This window comes from Burkholderia sp. ABCPW 14 (assembly GCF_001523835.1).
Taxonomy (GTDB): domain Bacteria; phylum Pseudomonadota; class Gammaproteobacteria; order Burkholderiales; family Burkholderiaceae; genus Burkholderia; species Burkholderia mayonis.
In genome coordinates this window covers 146,316-163,100 of sequence record NZ_LOVS01000055.1, presented here as the reverse complement: position 1 = coordinate 163,100, position 16,785 = coordinate 146,316, and the positions used below count along the sequence as shown (strand labels likewise).

At 67.8% G+C, this 16,785-nt stretch carries 14 protein-coding genes; 9 read left to right on the top strand and 5 right to left on the bottom strand.

Annotation, left to right across the window (positions count from 1 at the left end; all coding sequences use genetic code 11):
• Window positions 1-39 precede the first annotated feature (39 nt).
• Genes ureC through ureG form a run of 4 tightly spaced genes read left to right on the top strand, consistent with a single transcriptional unit; the run spans window position 40 to window position 3,754 of the window.
• Entirely contained in the window at window positions 40-1,746 is a 1,707-nt protein-coding gene (gene ureC, locus WS62_RS08180) for an urease subunit alpha (protein WP_066569945.1), read from the top strand.
• 17 nt (window positions 1,747-1,763) lie between these two features.
• Window positions 1,764-2,411: an urease accessory protein UreE gene (gene ureE / locus WS62_RS08175; RefSeq protein ID WP_066569941.1), complete on the top strand. Its 648-nt coding sequence runs from the start codon at window positions 1,764-1,766 to the stop codon at window positions 2,409-2,411.
• Entirely contained in the window at window positions 2,398-3,078 is a 681-nt protein-coding gene (locus WS62_RS08170; protein WP_066569938.1) for an urease accessory protein UreF, read from the top strand. Before ureE ends, WS62_RS08170 begins: the two co-directional genes overlap by 14 nt.
• 28 nt (window positions 3,079-3,106) lie before the next feature.
• Window positions 3,107-3,754 (top strand): urease accessory protein UreG, encoded by a 648-nt coding sequence (gene ureG, locus WS62_RS08165; RefSeq protein WP_010105841.1) that lies wholly within the window; start codon window positions 3,107-3,109, stop codon window positions 3,752-3,754.
• A 107-nt stretch (window positions 3,755-3,861) separates the two neighbouring features.
• Here ureG and waaA read toward each other — a convergent pair whose 3' ends face one another.
• The 4 genes from waaA to WS62_RS08145 form a co-directional block, all read right to left on the bottom strand.
• The gene (waaA, locus tag WS62_RS08160; RefSeq protein ID WP_066569935.1) at window positions 3,862-5,250 is read right to left on the bottom strand and encodes a lipid IV(A) 3-deoxy-D-manno-octulosonic acid transferase; all 1,389 of its coding nucleotides are present in this window, start codon (window positions 5,248-5,250) and stop codon (window positions 3,862-3,864) included.
• A 37-nt stretch (window positions 5,251-5,287) separates the two neighbouring features.
• On the bottom strand, window positions 5,288-6,172 hold the full coding sequence (locus WS62_RS08155; protein WP_066569932.1) for a Kdo hydroxylase family protein: 885 nt from the start codon (window positions 6,170-6,172) through the stop codon (window positions 5,288-5,290).
• A 15-nt stretch (window positions 6,173-6,187) separates the two neighbouring features.
• Entirely contained in the window at window positions 6,188-7,255 is a 1,068-nt protein-coding gene (gene waaC, locus WS62_RS08150; protein WP_197422785.1) for a lipopolysaccharide heptosyltransferase I, read from the bottom strand.
• A gap of 108 nt (window positions 7,256-7,363) precedes the next feature.
• The gene (locus tag WS62_RS08145; RefSeq protein ID WP_082720793.1) at window positions 7,364-8,782 is read right to left on the bottom strand and encodes a phosphomannomutase/phosphoglucomutase; all 1,419 of its coding nucleotides are present in this window, start codon (window positions 8,780-8,782) and stop codon (window positions 7,364-7,366) included.
• 157 nt (window positions 8,783-8,939) lie between these two features.
• Here WS62_RS08145 and WS62_RS08140 point away from each other — a divergent pair, with 157 nt between their 5' ends.
• From WS62_RS08140 to WS62_RS08120, 5 genes are read left to right on the top strand one after another with little or no spacing between them, the layout of a single operon-like run.
• A complete protein-coding gene (locus WS62_RS08140; RefSeq protein WP_197422784.1) occupies window positions 8,940-10,274 on the top strand; it encodes a lipopolysaccharide biosynthesis protein in 1,335 nt (444 codons plus the stop codon).
• Window positions 10,271-11,107 carry a glycosyltransferase gene (locus WS62_RS08135; protein ID WP_066569930.1) on the top strand — a complete coding sequence of 279 codons (837 nt, stop codon included), beginning with the start codon at window positions 10,271-10,273 and terminating at the stop codon, window positions 11,105-11,107. The genes WS62_RS08140 and WS62_RS08135 overlap by 4 nt, the downstream gene beginning before the upstream one ends.
• Before the next feature lie 55 nt (window positions 11,108-11,162).
• The gene (locus WS62_RS08130) at window positions 11,163-12,299 is read left to right on the top strand and encodes a glycosyltransferase family 4 protein (RefSeq protein ID WP_066569927.1); all 1,137 of its coding nucleotides are present in this window, start codon (window positions 11,163-11,165) and stop codon (window positions 12,297-12,299) included.
• A 14-nt stretch (window positions 12,300-12,313) separates the two neighbouring features.
• Window positions 12,314-13,336: a UDP-glucose 4-epimerase GalE gene (gene galE, locus WS62_RS08125; RefSeq protein WP_066569924.1), complete on the top strand. Its 1,023-nt coding sequence runs from the start codon at window positions 12,314-12,316 to the stop codon at window positions 13,334-13,336.
• Window positions 13,337-13,363: 27 nt separating this feature from the next.
• The gene (locus WS62_RS08120; RefSeq protein WP_066569922.1) at window positions 13,364-14,470 is read left to right on the top strand and encodes an MraY family glycosyltransferase; all 1,107 of its coding nucleotides are present in this window, start codon (window positions 13,364-13,366) and stop codon (window positions 14,468-14,470) included.
• 396 nt (window positions 14,471-14,866) lie between these two features.
• Here the strand turns inward: WS62_RS08120 and WS62_RS08115 are convergent, their stop codons facing one another.
• Window positions 14,867-16,771, bottom strand: coding sequence for a polysaccharide biosynthesis protein (locus WS62_RS08115; RefSeq protein WP_066569919.1), 1,905 nt, complete (start codon window positions 16,769-16,771; stop codon window positions 14,867-14,869).
• Between the last annotated feature and the right edge of the window lie 14 nt (window positions 16,772-16,785).

Here is a 16,785-nt window from a genome sequence, read left to right as displayed (position 1 = left end):
GCAGATACGCCCGCACGGGCATCCGAAGGATTCGACGACATGACATTACGTTTGAGCCGCCGCGCGTACGCGGAAATGTACGGGCCGACGACGGGCGACCGCATTCGCCTCGCGGACACCGAGCTGCTGATCGAAATCGAGCGCGACTATACGGTCTACGGAGAAGAAGTGAAGTTCGGCGGCGGCAAGGTGATCCGCGACGGCATGGGCCAGTCGCAGCTGCCCGCAGCCGACGTCGCGGATACCGTGATCACGAACGCGGTGATCCTCGATCACTGGGGGATCGTGAAGGCGGACATCGCGATCAAGCACGGCCGCATCGCGGCGATCGGCAAGGCGGGCAATCCGGACATCCAGCCGGGCGTCACGATCGCGATCGGTGCGGCGACCGAGATCATCGCCGGCGAAGGCTTGATCGTGACGGCAGGCGGCATCGACACGCACATCCATTTCATCAGCCCGCAGCAGATCGACGAGGCGCTCGCGTCCGGCGTGACGACGATGCTCGGCGGCGGCACGGGCCCCGCGACCGGCACCAACGCGACGACCTGCACGCCGGGGCCGTGGCACATGGAGCGGATGCTGCAGGCGGCCGATGGATGGCCGATCAATCTCGGCTTTCTCGGCAAGGGCAACGCGAGCCGGCCGCAGCCGCTCGTCGAGCAGATCGAGGCCGGCGCGATCGGCCTCAAGCTGCACGAAGACTGGGGCACGACACCCGCCGCGATCGACAACTGTCTCGCGGTCGCCGACGACACCGACACGCAGGTCGCGATCCACACCGATACGCTGAACGAAGGCGGCTTCGTCGAAGCGACGGTGGCCGCGTTCAAGGGCCGCACGATCCATACGTACCACACCGAAGGCGCGGGCGGCGGCCACGCACCCGACATCCTGAAGGTGTGCGGCGAGCCGAACGTGCTGCCATCGTCGACGAATCCGACGCGCCCTTACACGATCAACACGCTCGACGAACACCTCGACATGCTGATGGTGTGCCATCACCTCGATCCGTCGATCGCCGAGGATCTCGCATTCGCCGAATCGCGCATCCGCCGCGAGACGATCGCGGCCGAGGACATCCTGCACGATCTCGGCGCGCTGTCGATGCTGTCGTCCGATTCGCAGGCGATGGGCCGCGTCGGCGAAGTGATCATCCGCACGTGGCAGACCGCGCACAAGATGAAGGTGCAGCGCGGCGCGCTCGCCGAGGACAGCGCGCGCCACGACAACTTCCGTGCGAAGCGCTACGTCGCGAAATACACGATCAACCCGGCGCTCACGCACGGCATCGCACACGAAGTCGGGTCGGTCGAGCCGGGCAAGTGGGCGGACCTCGTGCTGTGGGAGCCCGCGTTCTTCGGGATCAAGCCCGCGATGATCATCAAGGGCGGCATGATCGCGGTCGCGCAGATGGGCGATCCGAACGCGTCGATTCCGACGCCGCAGCCCGTCCATTACCGTGAGATGTTCGCGACGCGCGGCGGCGCGCTCGCGCGCACGTCGCTCACGTTCGTATCGCAGCTCGCGCTCGACGCGGGCATCGGCGAACGCTACAGGCTCGCAAAGCGGCTCGTGCCGGTGCGCGGCTGCCGCACGGTGACGAAGCACGACATGGTTCACAACGCATGGCGTCCCGCGATCAGCGTCGATCCCGAGACCTACGACGTCGTCGCCGACGGCGCGCTGCTCACCTGCGAGCCCGCGGCCGTGCTGCCGATGGCGCAACGTTATTTCCTGTTCTGAAGTCCTGAAGAATCATCATGCGCACGATCGATAAACGCATCGCCCCGAACGTGAAGCTCGCCGCGCCGCTCATCGCGCGCGCGCCGACGCTCACGCTCGCCTACGACGCACGCTGCAAAAGCCGGCTCGCCGCGACGCTCGACACGGGCGAGGAAGTCGCGCTCGTGCTGCCGCGCGGCACGGTGCTCGCCGACGGCGACATGCTCGTCGCAGACGACGGCGCGCTCGTTCGCGTCGCCGCGGCTGCCGAAGCCGTGCTGCTCGTGCGCGCGCCCGACGCGCTCACGCTCACGCGCGCCGCGTATCACCTCGGCAACCGGCATACGCCGGTCGAGGTCGGCATGAACTACCTGAAGCTCGAATACGATCCCGTGCTCGCCGACATGCTGACACGGCTCGGCGCGGCGATCGAGCGCGCGAACGCGCCGTTCCATCCGGAGGCCGGCGCGTACGGCGGCGGACATCGGCACGGCCACGACGCGACGTTCGCCGAGGATTACGCGCTTGCGCAGCAAGTGTTCGACGAGCACCACGGCCACTCGCACTCGCACTCGCACTCGCACGATCACGATCACGATCACGATCACGATCACGATCACGATCACGATCACGATCATCAGCATGGTCCGTCCTGCTCGCACGGTCATGGCCATGGACACCGCTGAGCTCGTCGCGCTGCTGCATCTCGCGTCGCCGGCGCTGCCGATCGGCGCGTTCAGCTATTCGCAGGGACTCGAAGCCGCGCTCGACGCGCCGCTGATCCGCGACGCCGACGGCGCCCGCGACTGGATCGCGAGCGGCCTGACCGACGTGCTCGCACACGGCGAGCTGCCGTTCCTCGCGCATCAGCTCGCGCGCTGGCATGCGCACGACGCGACCGCGCTCGCCGACGCGAACGAAGAGTTCGTCGCGAGCCGCGAGTCGTCCGAGCTGCGCCGCGAAACCGAGCAGATGGGCTGGTCGCTCGCGCAGTTGTGCGCGTCGCTCGAATGGGGCGACGCCGCGCGCCGCGCGACGCTCGCATCGATCTCGCCGATCGCGCTGCCGACCGCGTTCGCGTTCGCCGCCGCCGCGCACGGCGCGACGCCCAATGCGACGCTCGCCGCGTACGCATTCGGCTGGGTCGAAAACCAGACGGCCGCCGCGATCAAGGCGGTGCCGCTCGGTCAGCTGGCCGGCCAGAAGATCATCGTCGCGCTGCGCGAGCCGATCCGCGCCGCGGTGCGCCGCGCGCTCGCGACGCCGCCCGACGCGATCAACACGTTCGCGCCGCAGCTCGGCATTCTGTCCGCGCGGCACGAGTCGCAGTATTCGCGTCTGTTCCGCTCGTAAGCATCCCCAAGCATTCCCGGACCTCGCAATGAACGCACCTCTCACCGCGGCGGCCCGCCGCACGAAGAAACTCCCGCCGCTGCGCGTCGGCATCGGCGGCCCCGTCGGCTCCGGCAAGACGACGCTCCTCGAAATGCTCTGCAAGGGCATGCGCGACCGCTACGACCTCGTCGCGATCACGAACGACATCTATACGAAGGAAGATCAGCGCCTCCTGACGATCGCGGGCGCGCTACCCGAGGAACGGATCATGGGCGTCGAGACGGGCGGCTGCCCGCACACGGCGATCCGCGAAGATGCGTCGATCAATCTCGAGGCGGTCGACCGGATGCTCTCGCGCTTCCCGGATGCGGACATCGTCTTCATCGAATCGGGCGGTGACAATCTCGCCGCGACGTTCAGCCCCGAGCTGTCGGACCTGACGATCTACGTGATCGACGTCGCGGGCGGCGAGAAGATTCCGCGCAAGGGCGGCCCGGGGATCACGAAATCGGACCTGCTCGTGATCAACAAGACGGATCTCGCGCCGCTCGTCGGCGCGAACCTCGACGTGATGGCGTCCGACACGAAGAAGATGCGCGGCGAGCGCCCGTACGTGATGTGCAACCTGAAAGCGCTCGACGGCGTCGCCGACGTGATCGCGTTCATCGAGAAGAAAGGATTGCTGACGGTTTGAGCGTTCCGCGTCGCGCGATCGCAAGGCGGCGAAACGCCGCTGTCGCGCGATGCGATGCGATGGCCGCGACAGCGGCAACGCCGCCATCGCACGGCATCGCACGGCGCTCAGTCGATCGACGTGCCCGCGTCGAGCCCACCTTCTTCGTCGCCGCCGTCGCTCGCCGCCGACACGACGCGCGGCGGCGGCAGCAGCGCATTCAGCACGTCGACCGTGCGCGCGGTCGCACCGCGATGCCGCGCGGCGAACGCGGCGCCCGCCGCGCCCATCGCGATGCGGCGCGCGTGATCGGCAAACAGCTCGTCGAGCGTGCGCGCGAGATCGGCCGGATCCTGCACCTGCGCGCACGCGCCCGCCGCGACCGCGTCGGCCGTGGCCTGCGTGAAGTTGAACACGTGCGGCCCGATCAGCACCGGCACGCCGACCGCGCACGCCTCGATCAGGTTCTGTCCGCCGAGCGGCAGCAGGCTGCCGCCGATGAACGCGACGTCGGCGGCCGCGTAGTACGCGCCCAGTTCGCCCATCGAATCGCCGAGCAGCACCGCGACGTCCGCCGGCAGCGCCGAAGCGGCCGGCCGGCCGGCCGCGGCCGCTGCCGCGTCGGCCGCCCATTCGGTGCGGCGCACGTGGCGCAGCCCGCGCCGCTCGACGAGCGCCGCGACTTCCGCAAAGCGCTGCGGATGGCGCGGCACGAGAACCAGCAGCGCGTCCGGCGTCTTCAGCGCGGCGAACGCATCGAGCACGAGCGCCTCTTCACCGTCGCGCGTGCTCGCCGCGACCCACACCGGCCGCTCGCCGATCGCCGCGCGCCACGCGCGTGCTCGCGCGGCGAGCTCGGGCGGCGTCGACATGTCGAACTTCAGATTGCCGAGCACCGCGACGTTGCGTGCGCCGAGCGACGTCAACCGCTCCGCGTCGGCCGGACTTTGCGCGAGCACCCGCGAAAGAGCGCCGAACACTTCGCGCGCGGCCGAGCCGAACTTCGCCGCGCGCCTGAACGAGCGCGCCGACATCCGCGCGTTCGTCAGCACGAGCGGCACGTCGGCTCGACGGCATTCGTCGATGAGCGTCGGCCATACTTCGGTCTCCATCACGAGTCCGAGCGACGGCCGCCATGCACGCAGGAAGCGTCGCACGACGTGCGGCAGATCGTACGGCAGATAGCAGCGCGACACGCGCTCGCCGAAGATCTGCTCGCCCGTCGCGCGGCCGCTCGGCGTCATGTGCGTGAGCAGGATGTGCACGTCGGGGCGCGCGCGCATCAATGCGTCGATGAGCGGCTGCGCGGCGCGCGTCTCGCCGACCGACACCGCGTGCACCCAGACGATCGGCGTCGGTTCGTCGACACCCCGCGCGCCCGCGCGGCCCGGTCCGAAGCCGAAGCGCTCGCCGATGTGCTCGCGATAGCCGCGCTCCTTGCGCGAGCGCCACAGGAGACGCAGCACCGCGAGCGGCGCGATCAGCCACCACAGCGCACGATAGATCGCTCTCAGCATCGCTCGGCGGCTCCGGCGATGAAAACGTCGCGCGCGCTCAAACGAGGGCCCTGCCCTGCAGGCGTTCGAGAATGCCGAGCGGCGCGCGCTCCGGTTGGACCATCGCGCCAACCGGCAGGAAAAAGGTCTGCTCAAGCATGAACTGGCCGGACATCACCGCGTGCGACGCCTGATCGGAGAAGCAGACCCACACGCTGCCGGACGGGAACGGCATCGTCTGCTGCGGGCTGTTCTTCTGATAGTCGAGATCGGCCTTCATGCCGTCGTGCAGGTTCAGCATCAGGTGATCGTATGCACTGCGACGCGTCTTCGTCACGTGCAGCAATTCGAGCAGCCAAGCGGCGCCCGGCAACTGCGGCTTGATGTGCGGCAGGAAGCGCTTCGCGACGTCCTCGAACGGCTCGCCGACGCGCCACACGCGCGGCACGCCCGCCGGATTCACGTTCGTGAACACGCGCAGGATCCGCTCGCCGTAGTTCGGCCGCGACGGAAACGCATCGACGTGCAGGCGGCTGTCGTCCTTGCGCCACGACGTCTGGCGCGTCTCGACCTGCATCAGGCGCAGGCTCGTCGGCGCGACGCGCAGCTTGCCGCGATACTCGGGAAAGAGCCCGTCGACGAGCGTGCCCGCCTGCTTCTGGAAGCGCGCGATCAGCGCGCGCACCGCCGATTGCGTGACGGCGTCGCCGACCACGCCGGCGGGCGCGCCGCCGTTCGGCGCGAGACTGATGTTCTTGCGTTTCGGATCGGCGAGCGCGGGATCGAGGAGCGCTTCCTCGCCGCCTTCGATCGCGAAGCGCAGATGCGGAAAGAACAGCACCTTGCCGTCCTCGAGGCCGCCGAGCAGTTGCTCGCGCGGCACGGACAGTTGTTGCCCGCTCCAGTCGGCGGACGCAATTTCGATGATCTGGGATTCGCTCATGATCGCCTGTCGGGATTACAAGAGGCCGAACGACGCGAGTGCGTCCTTCACCTGCGAAAGGGATGGCGGCGCGCCGGCAGTGCCGAGATTGACGACGTCGGGCGACCAGTAGCCGCCCGTGCGCCAGGCCGTCGCGAAATTGTACAGTTCGACCGTTGGACGCTTCAGCGCCGCCGCGATGTGGACGAGGCCCGTGTCGACGCCGACCGTCGCCGCCGCGCCGTCGATGAGGCCGACGATCGCGGGCAGCGGCAGCTTCGGCGGCACGATCGCCGCCGCGCCGAACGCCTTCGCGAGGCGCTCGCTCGTCGCGCGCTCGGCGTCGCTGCCCCATGGCAGCACGAGCGACGCGCCGCGCCGCACGAGCGCTTCGCCGAGGGCGATCCAGGCTTCGTCGGGCCATTGCTTGTCGGCGCGCGACGTCGCATGGACAAACACGACGTACGGCACCGGCAGGTTCAGTTCGAGCGACGCGAGCGCGCGCGACGCGCCGCGCGTGTCGAGGCCGAAGTCGATCGAATCGCCGGGCGTCGGCGCGGGATCGCCGAACGCGGCCGCGACGAGCTGCCGCGAACGCTCGACGACGTGCGTGCGCGGCGCGATCGGCACGCGCTTGTCATAGAAGAAGCGCACTGGCCATTCGTAGCCGGCGCCGTCGGTGCGGTTGCCGAGGCCGACGAGCGGCCCGCGCGCCCAGCTCGCGACCCACGCGGTCTTGATGAGCCCCTGGCAGTCGATCACGAGGTCGTAGCGCTCTTGCGCGAGGCGCCGCCGGAACGCGCGGATCTCGCGCCACGTCGCGGACGAGCCGGGCTGCCTGCGCCAGCGCCGCAGCGAGAACGGCAGCACGTTGCGCACGCCGTCGACGAGCCGCACGAGGTCGGCGAAGCCTTCCTCGACGAGCCAGTCGATCTGCGCATCGGGATGGCGCCGGTGAATGTCGGCGATCACCGGCATGTTATGCACGACGTCGCCGAGCGACGACACGCGCACGATCAGAATTTTTTGCACGCTGAAAGAGATGGCCGGCAGCCGCCGGCACTGGCCGAAAGGACGGATTTTATCGCGCCGGGCGGCCGGCACAGACAAAAAGCGGCGAACGCACGAATGCGTCGCCGCTTTTTCGACAGGGCTTGCGTCAGCGCAAGGCCGGCCATGCCGCCCGCGCGGCGCAACGCGCTGAAGTCAAGCTCAGAACGGCAGGTTCGCGTCCGGCTTCGCCGCCTTCAGCGCGCGCCGGAAATCGTCCTGGATCCGCGCGAGCGCCGCCTCGGTCGTCGCCTCGAAGCGCAGCACGACGACGGGTGTCGTATTCGACGAGCGCGCGAGGCCGAAGCCGTCCGGATATTCGACGCGCAGGCCGTCGATCGTCACGACCTCGTCGGCGCCGTCGAACTTCGCGTCGGCGCGCAGCTTGTCGATCAGCTTCACGTTCTCGCCTTCCTCGAGCTTCAGTTGCAGCTCGGGCGTCGACACCGCGTTCGGCAGGCCGTTCAGGAGCGCGCTCGGATCCGCGACGCGCGCGAGGATCTCGAGCAGGCGCGCGCCGGTGTAGAGACCGTCGTCGAAGCCGTACCAGCGATCCTTGAAGAACACGTGGCCGCTCATCTCGCCCGCGAGCGGCGCGCCCGTTTCGCGCAGCTTCGCCTTCACGAGCGAATGGCCCGTCTTCCACATCAGCGGCTCGCCGCCCTTCTCGCGCACCCAGTGCGCGAGATTGCGCGTGCACTTCACGTCGTAGATGATCTGCGCGCCCGGGTTGCGCGACAGCACTTCCTCGGCGAACAGCATCAGTTGGCGATCCGGATAGATGATCTGGCCGTCCTTCGTGACGACGCCGAGACGATCGCCGTCGCCGTCGAACGCGAAACCGATCTCGGCATCGGTTTCCTTCAGCTTCGCGATCACGTCCTGCAGGTTCTCCGGGTGCGCCGGGTCCGGATGGTGGTTCGGGAAGTTGCCGTCGATGTCGGTGAAGAGCTCGACGAGCTCGCAGCCGAGCGCCTTGAACAGGCGCGCGGCGAGCGGGCCCGCGACGCCGTTGCCCGCGTCGACGACGAGCTTCAGCGGCCGCGCGGGCTCGATGTCGCCGACGATGCGATCGACGTATTGATCGGCGACGTCGTATTGCTCATACGAACCGCTGCCGGTTTCGAAACGCGCGTCGACGATGCGCTGGTAGAGGGCCTGGATCTGGTCGCCGTAGATCGCGGCGCCGCGCAGCACCATCTTGAAGCCGTTGTAATCCGGCGGATTGTGGCTGCCCGTGACGACGATGCACGAATCGATCCGGCGCTCGCCGTTCGCGAGCGCGAGCGGCACGCTTGCCGCGAAATAGCCGACGGGCGTCGGCACCATGCCGACGTCGACGACGTCGACGCCCGACGCGCGCAGCCCTTCTGCGAGCGCGCCGACGAGCTCGGGGCCCGACAGCCGACCGTCGCGCGCGACGACGACCGCATCGCCGCCCTGCGCGCGCACTTCGCTGCCGAACGCGCGGCCGATCGCACGCGCGACGTCGGCGTCGAGCGTCTTGCCAATCACGCCCCGAATATCGTATGCCTTGAAGATGGATTGGGAGATCATCGATTCACTCTCTGTGTCGTCCATAAAAATTTTGGCCGCCTCAACGCGAATGCGTAAAAAATTGTCGCCCGAACCGACCGACGCGGGGCAATGCACGGCATTGCCGATGCCGGAAGCGAATCCGATCCAACTTATAATCGCTGGTTTCAGCTACGCCGATCGCGCCCATTTTAATGCCTGATTGCTTCATTGCAGCAAAACCGCTCCCGCGGACGGCCGGCCCGGTCATCTCGCGCACGTTTTCCTGCTGCGCGCCATGCTGAAATCCAGGCTTTCGAATCCCGACGTCGCCAAGGCCGTCGCGAACCTCGCGTGGCTCGGCGTCGAACGCGTCACGCAGATCGGCGTCGCGATCGTCGTGAGCGGCCTCCTCGCCCGCTACTTCGGCCCTGAAGCGTTCGGCAAATGGCAATACGCGAACACGCTCCTCCTCGTCCTCGCGCCGCTCACATGGGTCTGCGGCGCGGAGATCCTCGTGCCGACGATCGTCCAGCGCGCGGGCGCGCAACTGGGCGCCGTGCTCGGCAGCGCGTTCGCGCTGCGCTTCGCCGTGTCGGTCGCGGCGCTCGCGCTCACATGGGCGGCGATCGCCGCGGGCGCGTTCGATCCGCTCGTCGGCGCGATGCTGGCGGGGCTCGCCGTCACGCTCGTGCTGCGCGAGCCGTTCGTCGGCATCGTCAATGCGTGGCTGCAGAGCATGACGTACAGCAAGCCGCAATTGCTCGCGAGCCTCGCCGCCGCGCTCGCGAAGATGGCGCTCGTGTGGCTCCTCGTGCGCGCGGGCACCGCGCCCGCGCGCTTCGGCTGGCTGTGGGCGCTCGAAGCCGCGGCGATCGCGGCCGCGCTGATCTGGTATTACCGCAGCCGCAACGGCGGTGCGCTCGGCTGGCGCGTCGAGCGGCCGCTCGTGCGCGAATTCGCGACGACGGGCACCGTATTCTGGCTCGGCCTCGTCTGCATGTACCTGTTCCTGAAGCTCGACCGGCTGATGCTCGAGCGCTACGTGTCGTTCGCCGAGCTCGGCCGCTACGCGGCCGCGCAGCAGTTGAACGAGAACTGGATCACGCTCGCGCTGATGCTCGCGCAGACGATCGCGCCCGCGTTCGTCTACCGCGTGCAGGACGCGCTGCAGTTGCGCCGCAACGTGTGGCGCCTCATCGGCATGACGGCCGCGCTGATGATCGCGGGCGCGCTCGTGCTCGACCTGCTCGCGGGCTTCATCATCCGCCAGGTGTTCGGCCCCGGCTTCGAGACGTCGGTCGACGTGTTCCGCTGGGCGGTATGGCTGTCGGTGCCGGCCGGCATCGAGGCGATCGGCAATCTCGTCGTGCTCAAGTATCAGGCGAAGTTCGTCCTGCTCGCGAAATGGTCGATGGCGCTCGCGCTCGCCGCACTCGTCAACCTGATCGCGATTCCCGCGCTCGGCCTCTACGGTGCGCTCGCGGGCCTCGCCACCGGCTATCTCGCCGCCGCGTCGGTCAATTTCTATTACATCCGCCTGAAGCTGCGCCCATGACGCCCTCTTTCGCCACGCCCGGCGCCGCCCGCTCGCTCGACGATGTCGCGGTGCTGATTCCCGCGTACAACGCGCACGACGATCTGCTGCGCACGCTGATGTCGTTTCGCGAAGACGCGCCCGTGCGCGTGCTCGTCGTCGACGACGGCAGCACGCCGCCGATCGCCGCGCCCGAACTGCCGGGCCTCGCGATCGACGTGCTGCGGTTGCCGCGAAACGGCGGAATCGAGCGCGCGCTCGCGGCCGGCATCGACGCGCTCGCCGCGCGCGGCTTCCGCTTTGCTGCGCGCATCGACGCGGGCGACCTCGCCGCGCCCGGCCGGCTCGCGAAGCAGCGCGCGTATTTCGATGCGCATCCGGACGTCGCGGGCCTCGGCACGTGGACGCAGGTCGTGTCGCGCGACGGCCGCCCGCTCTTCATGCTGACGCCCGCCGCCGATCCGGCGACGCTGCGCCGCACGCGCTTCTTGCGCTCGCCGTTCGTGCATCCGTCGATGATGCTCGACGTCGCGGCGGTCAAGGCGGTCGGCAATTACCGGATCAAATATCGCGCGGCGGAAGACCTCGATCTTTTTTTACGGTTAATGGAACGCTACGATTGCGCGAATTTGCCGGAGCTCGGTTTGTATTACGAATTGAACGAGGGCGGCATCAGCGCGACGAAGCGGCGCCGGCAGATCGCGTCGACGCTCGCGCTGGCGCTGCATTACTTCAATCCGCTCAATCCTTACGATTGGCTCGGCGTCGCGAAGAATCTGCTTCATTTTGTAACGCCCTACTCGACGCTGCAGCGCGCGAAGCGCTTGCTGTTCGCGCCGCGCGGCGCGGCGTGACGCACCGCTTCCCGCCATTTTTGCCCGAGCGTCCGATTATTTTTTCCAGCCCGACATGAGTTCCGCTTCTGCCCCGCGCATCGTTCTCGTCTGCAATACTGCGTGGGCGATCTATACGTACCGGCAAGGCCTGATCCGCATGCTGATCGCGCGCGGCGCGCAGGTGACGGTGCTCGCGCCGCGCGACCGCACGGTCGAGCCGCTCGTGCGGATGGGCTGCCGCTACGCGGCGCTGCCCGTCGCATCGAAGGGCACGAGCCCGCGCGAAGACCTGCGCACGCTCGCCGCGCTCTATCGGCACTATCGGGAGATCAAGCCCGATCTCGTGTTCCATTACACGATCAAGCCGAACATCTACGGCTCGATCGCCGCGTGGCTCGCGCGCGCGCCGTCGATCGCGGTGACGACGGGCCTCGGCTACGTGTTCATCCGGAAGAGCCGCGCCGCGCAGGTCGCGAAGACGTTGTACCGCTTCGCGTTCCGCTTCCCGCGCGAAATCTGGTTCCTGAACCGCGACGACCTCGACACGTTCACGCACGAGCAGCTCCTCGCGCATCCGGAGCGCGCGCGCCTGCTGCACGGCGAAGGCGTCGACCTCGAGCAGTTCGCGCTCGCGCCGCTGCCCGAGCGCGATACGTTCACGTTCGTGCTGATCGGCCGCCTGCTGTGGGACAAGGGCGTGCGCGAGTACGTCGACGCGGCGCGCGCGCTGCGCACGCGCTACCCGCACGCGCGCTTCGCGCTGCTCGGCCCCGTCGGCGTCGACAACCCGAGCGCGATCCCGCCGGCCGACGTCGACGCGTGGGTGCGCGAAGGCGTGATCGACTATCTCGGCGAAGCGCACGACGTGCGGCCGCACATCGCCGATGCCGATTGCGTCGTGCTGCCGTCGTATCGCGAAGGCGTGCCGCGCACGCTGATGGAGGCGTCCGCGATGGGCCGCCCGATCGTCGCGACCGACGTGCCGGGCTGCCGCGACGTCGTCGCCGACGGCGTCACGGGCCTCCTGTGCGCGGCGCGCGACAGCGCGAGCCTCGCCGCGCGGCTCGCGCGGATGCTCGACATGAGCGCGGCCGAGCGCCGCGCGATGGGCGAGCGCGGCAGGCAGAAGGTCGCCGAGGAATTCGACGAAGCGAAGGTCGTCGAACGGTATCATCAGACCATTTCCGCCCTGACGGGCGTCACACTTTGACGGAGCAATCAGCAATGAGCACGAAGGGCACGATCCTCGTCACCGGCGGCGCAGGGTATATCGGTTCGCACACCGCCGTCGAGCTGCTCGAGCACGGCTACGACGTCGTGATCGCCGACAACCTCGTCAACAGCAAGCGCGAGGCGATCGCGCGGATCGAGAAAATCACCGGCAAGGCGCCGGCGTTCCATGAAGTCGACGTCTGCGACGCGCGCGCGCTCGCGCCGATCTTCGACGCCCATCCGATCACGGCCGCGATCCACTTCGCGGCGCTGAAGGCGGTCGGCGAATCGGTCGCGAAGCCCGTCGAGTATTACCACAACAACCTCGACAGCCTGCTGTCGCTGCTGCGCGTGATGCGCGACCGAAACGTGAAGCGGATCGTGTTCAGCTCGTCGGCGACCGTGTACGGCGTGCCCGAGCGCTCGCCGATCGACGAGACGTTCCCGCTGTCGGCGACCAACCCGTACGGCCAGACGAAGCTGATGGCCGAGCAGATCCTGCGCGACGTCGAGCTCGCCGATCCGGCCTGGCGCGTCGCGACGCTGCGCTACTTCAACCCGGTCGGCGCGCACGAGAGCGGCCTCATCGGCGAAGACCCGGCTGGCATCCCGAACAACCTGATGCCGTACGTCGCGCAGGTCGCGGTCGGCAAGCTCGAGAAGCTGCGCGTGTTCGGCAACGACTACCCGACGCCCGACGGCACCGGCGTGCGCGACTACATTCACGTCGTCGACCTCGCGCGCGGCCACATCGCGGCCCTCGACGCGCTTGAGCAGCGCGACGCGAGCCTCACCGTCAACCTCGGCACGGGCCGCGGCTACAGCGTCCTCGAAGTCGTGCGCGCATTCGAGAAGGCGTCCGGGCGGCCGGTGCCGTACGAGCTCGTCGCGCGGCGCCCGGGCGACGTCGCCGAGTGCTACGCGAACCCCGCCGCCGCAGCCGAGACCATCGGCTGGCAGGCCGAATACGACCTCGACCGGATGTGCGCGGACCACTGGCGCTGGCAGGAAAACAACCCGCGCGGTTTTGTATAATCCGCTGTCCAATTTCCGGGCACGTCCATGCTCAGCTTCGCCGTCGGCTTCATCGTCTCGCTTCTCGTCACGCTGCTCATCGTCCGCTATGCGCACCTGCACGAGAAATTCTCGATCGACAACGATCTTGCCGGCGTGCAGAAATTCCATGCGCGGCCGGTGCCCCGTGTGGGCGGCATCGGCATCCTGATCGGGCTCGTGGTCGCGACGGCGCTGCTGTCGCGCAGGTATCCGGCCATCGCGGGCAGCATCCTCGGGCTCGCCGCGTGCGGGCTGCCCGCATTCGCATCCGGCCTGATCGAAGATGTGACGAAGAAGGTCACGCCCGCCGTGCGGCTCGTCTGCACGATGGCGGCCGCGGCGCTCGCGTTCGTGCTGATGGGCATCGCGATCACGCGCATCAGCGTGCCGCCCCTCGATTTCCTGCTCGGCTACGCGGCGATCTCGGCCGCGGTCACGGTGCTCGCCGTCGCCGCGCTCGCGAACGCGGTCAACATCATCGACGGCTTCAACGGCCTCGCGTCGATGGTCGCGTTCATGATGTTCGCGTCGCTCGCGTATGTCGCGTTCCAGGTGGGCGATCCCGTCGTGATGTCCGGCTCGATCGTGATGATGGGCGCGATCATGGGCTTCTTCATCTGGAACTTCCCGGCGGGCCTCATCTTCCTCGGCGACGGCGGCGCGTACTTCATCGGCTTCATGCTCGCCGAGCTCGCGATTTCGCTCGTGATGCGGCATCGCGAAGTGTCCGCGTGGTATCCGGTGCTGCTCTTCATGTATCCGATCTTCGAGACCTGCTTCTCGATCTACCGGAAGAAGTTCGTGCGCGGCATGTCGCCCGGCATCCCGGACGGCGTGCACCTGCACATGCTCGTCTACAAGCGGCTGATGCGCTGGGCGGTCGGCACGCGCACAGCGCACGAGCTGACCCGCCGCAACTCGCTGACGTCGCCGTATCTGTGGCTGCTCTGCCTCGTCGCGGTGGTTCCCGCGACGCTCTTCTGGCAGCACACGATCCACCTGTTCGCATTCGTGATCGTGTTCGCGCTCACTTACGTGTGGCTCTATGTGAGCATCGTCAGGTTCAAGTCGCCGCGGTGGATGGTGATCCGCAAGCAGCAGCCGAAGCGGTGATGCGGGGCGGACAAAGCGGCAGGCTATCAGAAAGCGCGAGTCGAAATCGACTCGCGCTTTTTTTCGAGCAGCCCGTTTCGGGCGAGCGCGACGCTTTTCGACGAAGCGACGCCGGGAAGCCAATGGCTCCGGTCCGCATGCGCCGACAAACTCTGCAAGAGCCGTGGCTCGGCTTCCTTTCGCGAATCGCTTCAGCCGGCCCGATTGATGCCCGTGCGGCCGTATCGGACCGGCTATCGGGCCCGCCGTCGAACTTGCGACTGGACTTGCAATCGGACTTGCCGAACGAGCAGCGTCGCATGGCCAGCGGATTCGATCCGGCGAATCCGGGCCGGGCGCGTCTTCGCCTGACTCGCGCACGCTCGCATGGGCGGGCTTCGCGCGCCGCCCAGCGCTTCAGCGTCCGGCCTCGCGCCCGATGCCCGCGACAACCCCGTTGCCGGTCGGCACGCTCTGCAGCGTCGGGCCGACGGCCGGCTGATACTCAGGCACCCAGCGCCGCAGATCGCGCCGCACTTCGTCGTCGCTCAACACGCGGTGCTGCATCAGCCACGGCAGCAGTTCGTCGAGCAGATGATCCGGCACCTCGCGCGCCTTCGCGGTGCGCAGCTTCGGATGAGGCGTGCGGGTGGTCGTCTCGTCGTCGGCGAGCAGTTCCTCGTAGAGCTTCTCGCCCGGACGCAACCCGCTGAACTCGATGCGGATCTGGTCCTCGGTGAAGCCGTACAGGCGAATCAAGTCGCGCGCAAGATCGACGATCTTCACCGGCTCGCCCATGTCGAGGATGAAGATCTCGCCGCCCTGCCCCATGCTCGACGCCTGCAGCACGAGCTGCGACGCCTCGGGGATCGTCATGAAGAAACGCGTGATCTCCGGGTGCGTGACCGTCACCGGGCCGCCCTTCGCGATCTGCTGCTGGAACTTCGGAATCACGCTTCCCGCGCTGCCGAGCACGTTGCCGAAGCGCACCGTCTCGAACTGCGTGCGCGCGCTCGTCTGCTGCAGCGCCTGACAGGCCATCTCGGCGAGGCGCTTGCTCGCGCCCATCACGTTCGTCGGATTCACGGCCTTGTCGGTCGAGATCAGCACGAAATGCTTGACGTCGTGGCGAATCGCCGCGCACGCGACGCGATAGGTGCCGAGCACGTTGTTGCGCAGCGCCTGCCACGCATTGAGCTCCTCCATCAGGGGCACGTGCTTGTATGCCGCTGCATGGAACACGATGTGCGGCGCGTAGCGCGACATCACCTGATCGAGCAGCAGCGAATCCTTCGCATCGCCGATGATCGGCACGACGGGCAGATCTGGGAAGCGCTCGCGCAGCTCTTCCGTCAAGCGATACATCGCGTATTCGGACAGATCGAACGCGATCAGCTGCGCGGGCTCGAACTTCAGGATCTGACGGCACAGCTCCGAGCCGATCGAGCCGCCCGCGCCCGTCACCATCACGACGCGGCCGCGCAGCAGCGCTTCGACGTGCGGCGTGTCGATCGTGACGGCCTCGCGGCCGAGCAGATCTTCGAGGTCGATCTGACGGATCTGCGACAGGAAGCCCTGGCCCGGCATCAGCGCGGTCAGTGACGGCAGCACCATCGCCTTGACGCCGGCGCGCACGCAGAGCGTGGCGACGCGGCGCTGCGCTTCGACCGAAGCGGACGGGATCGCGATGATCGCGTATTCGGCCTTCGCGGTCTCGGCCCAGTGCGCGACTTCGCTAATGGGGCCGAGCACCTTGTAGCCGTAGACTTCGCGCCCGTGCTTCGCGGGATCGTCGTCGAGCAGGCCGGCGAGACGCCATTCGCCGGAGCGCGACAGCTCGCGCGCGAGGCTCGCGCCCGCAGAACCCGCACCGAGCACGAGGACCGGCTTACCCTGGCCCACGAGTCCGCCGTACAGGTAAAACTCCTTCGTCGTGCGATAAAGCGCACGGGCACCACCCATTGCCAGGAACAACAGCATCGGCGTCAGCACGAGCACCGAACGCGGGATGATCGGCGCAGGTTGCAACATGACGGCACCGATCATCACAATCAAGCTGCCGAATATGACCGCTTTGGAAATCCGTACCAAGTCGGGCAAACTCGCGAACACCCAAAGGCCACGATAGAGCCCAAACACATGAAACATCACCCCATACACAGGGATGATCCAGGCGAGCGCGATTAGTCCACCGGACAGGAACTCTCCCGGAACGGAACCATTGAATCTGACAAGATAAGCAATCAGCCATGCGCCGCAAACTGCCGTCAAGTCGAACAAGAATGCGCTTAGCGACAGCCACGATGCTTTTGGTCTAATCATAAGTGGCAAACCTC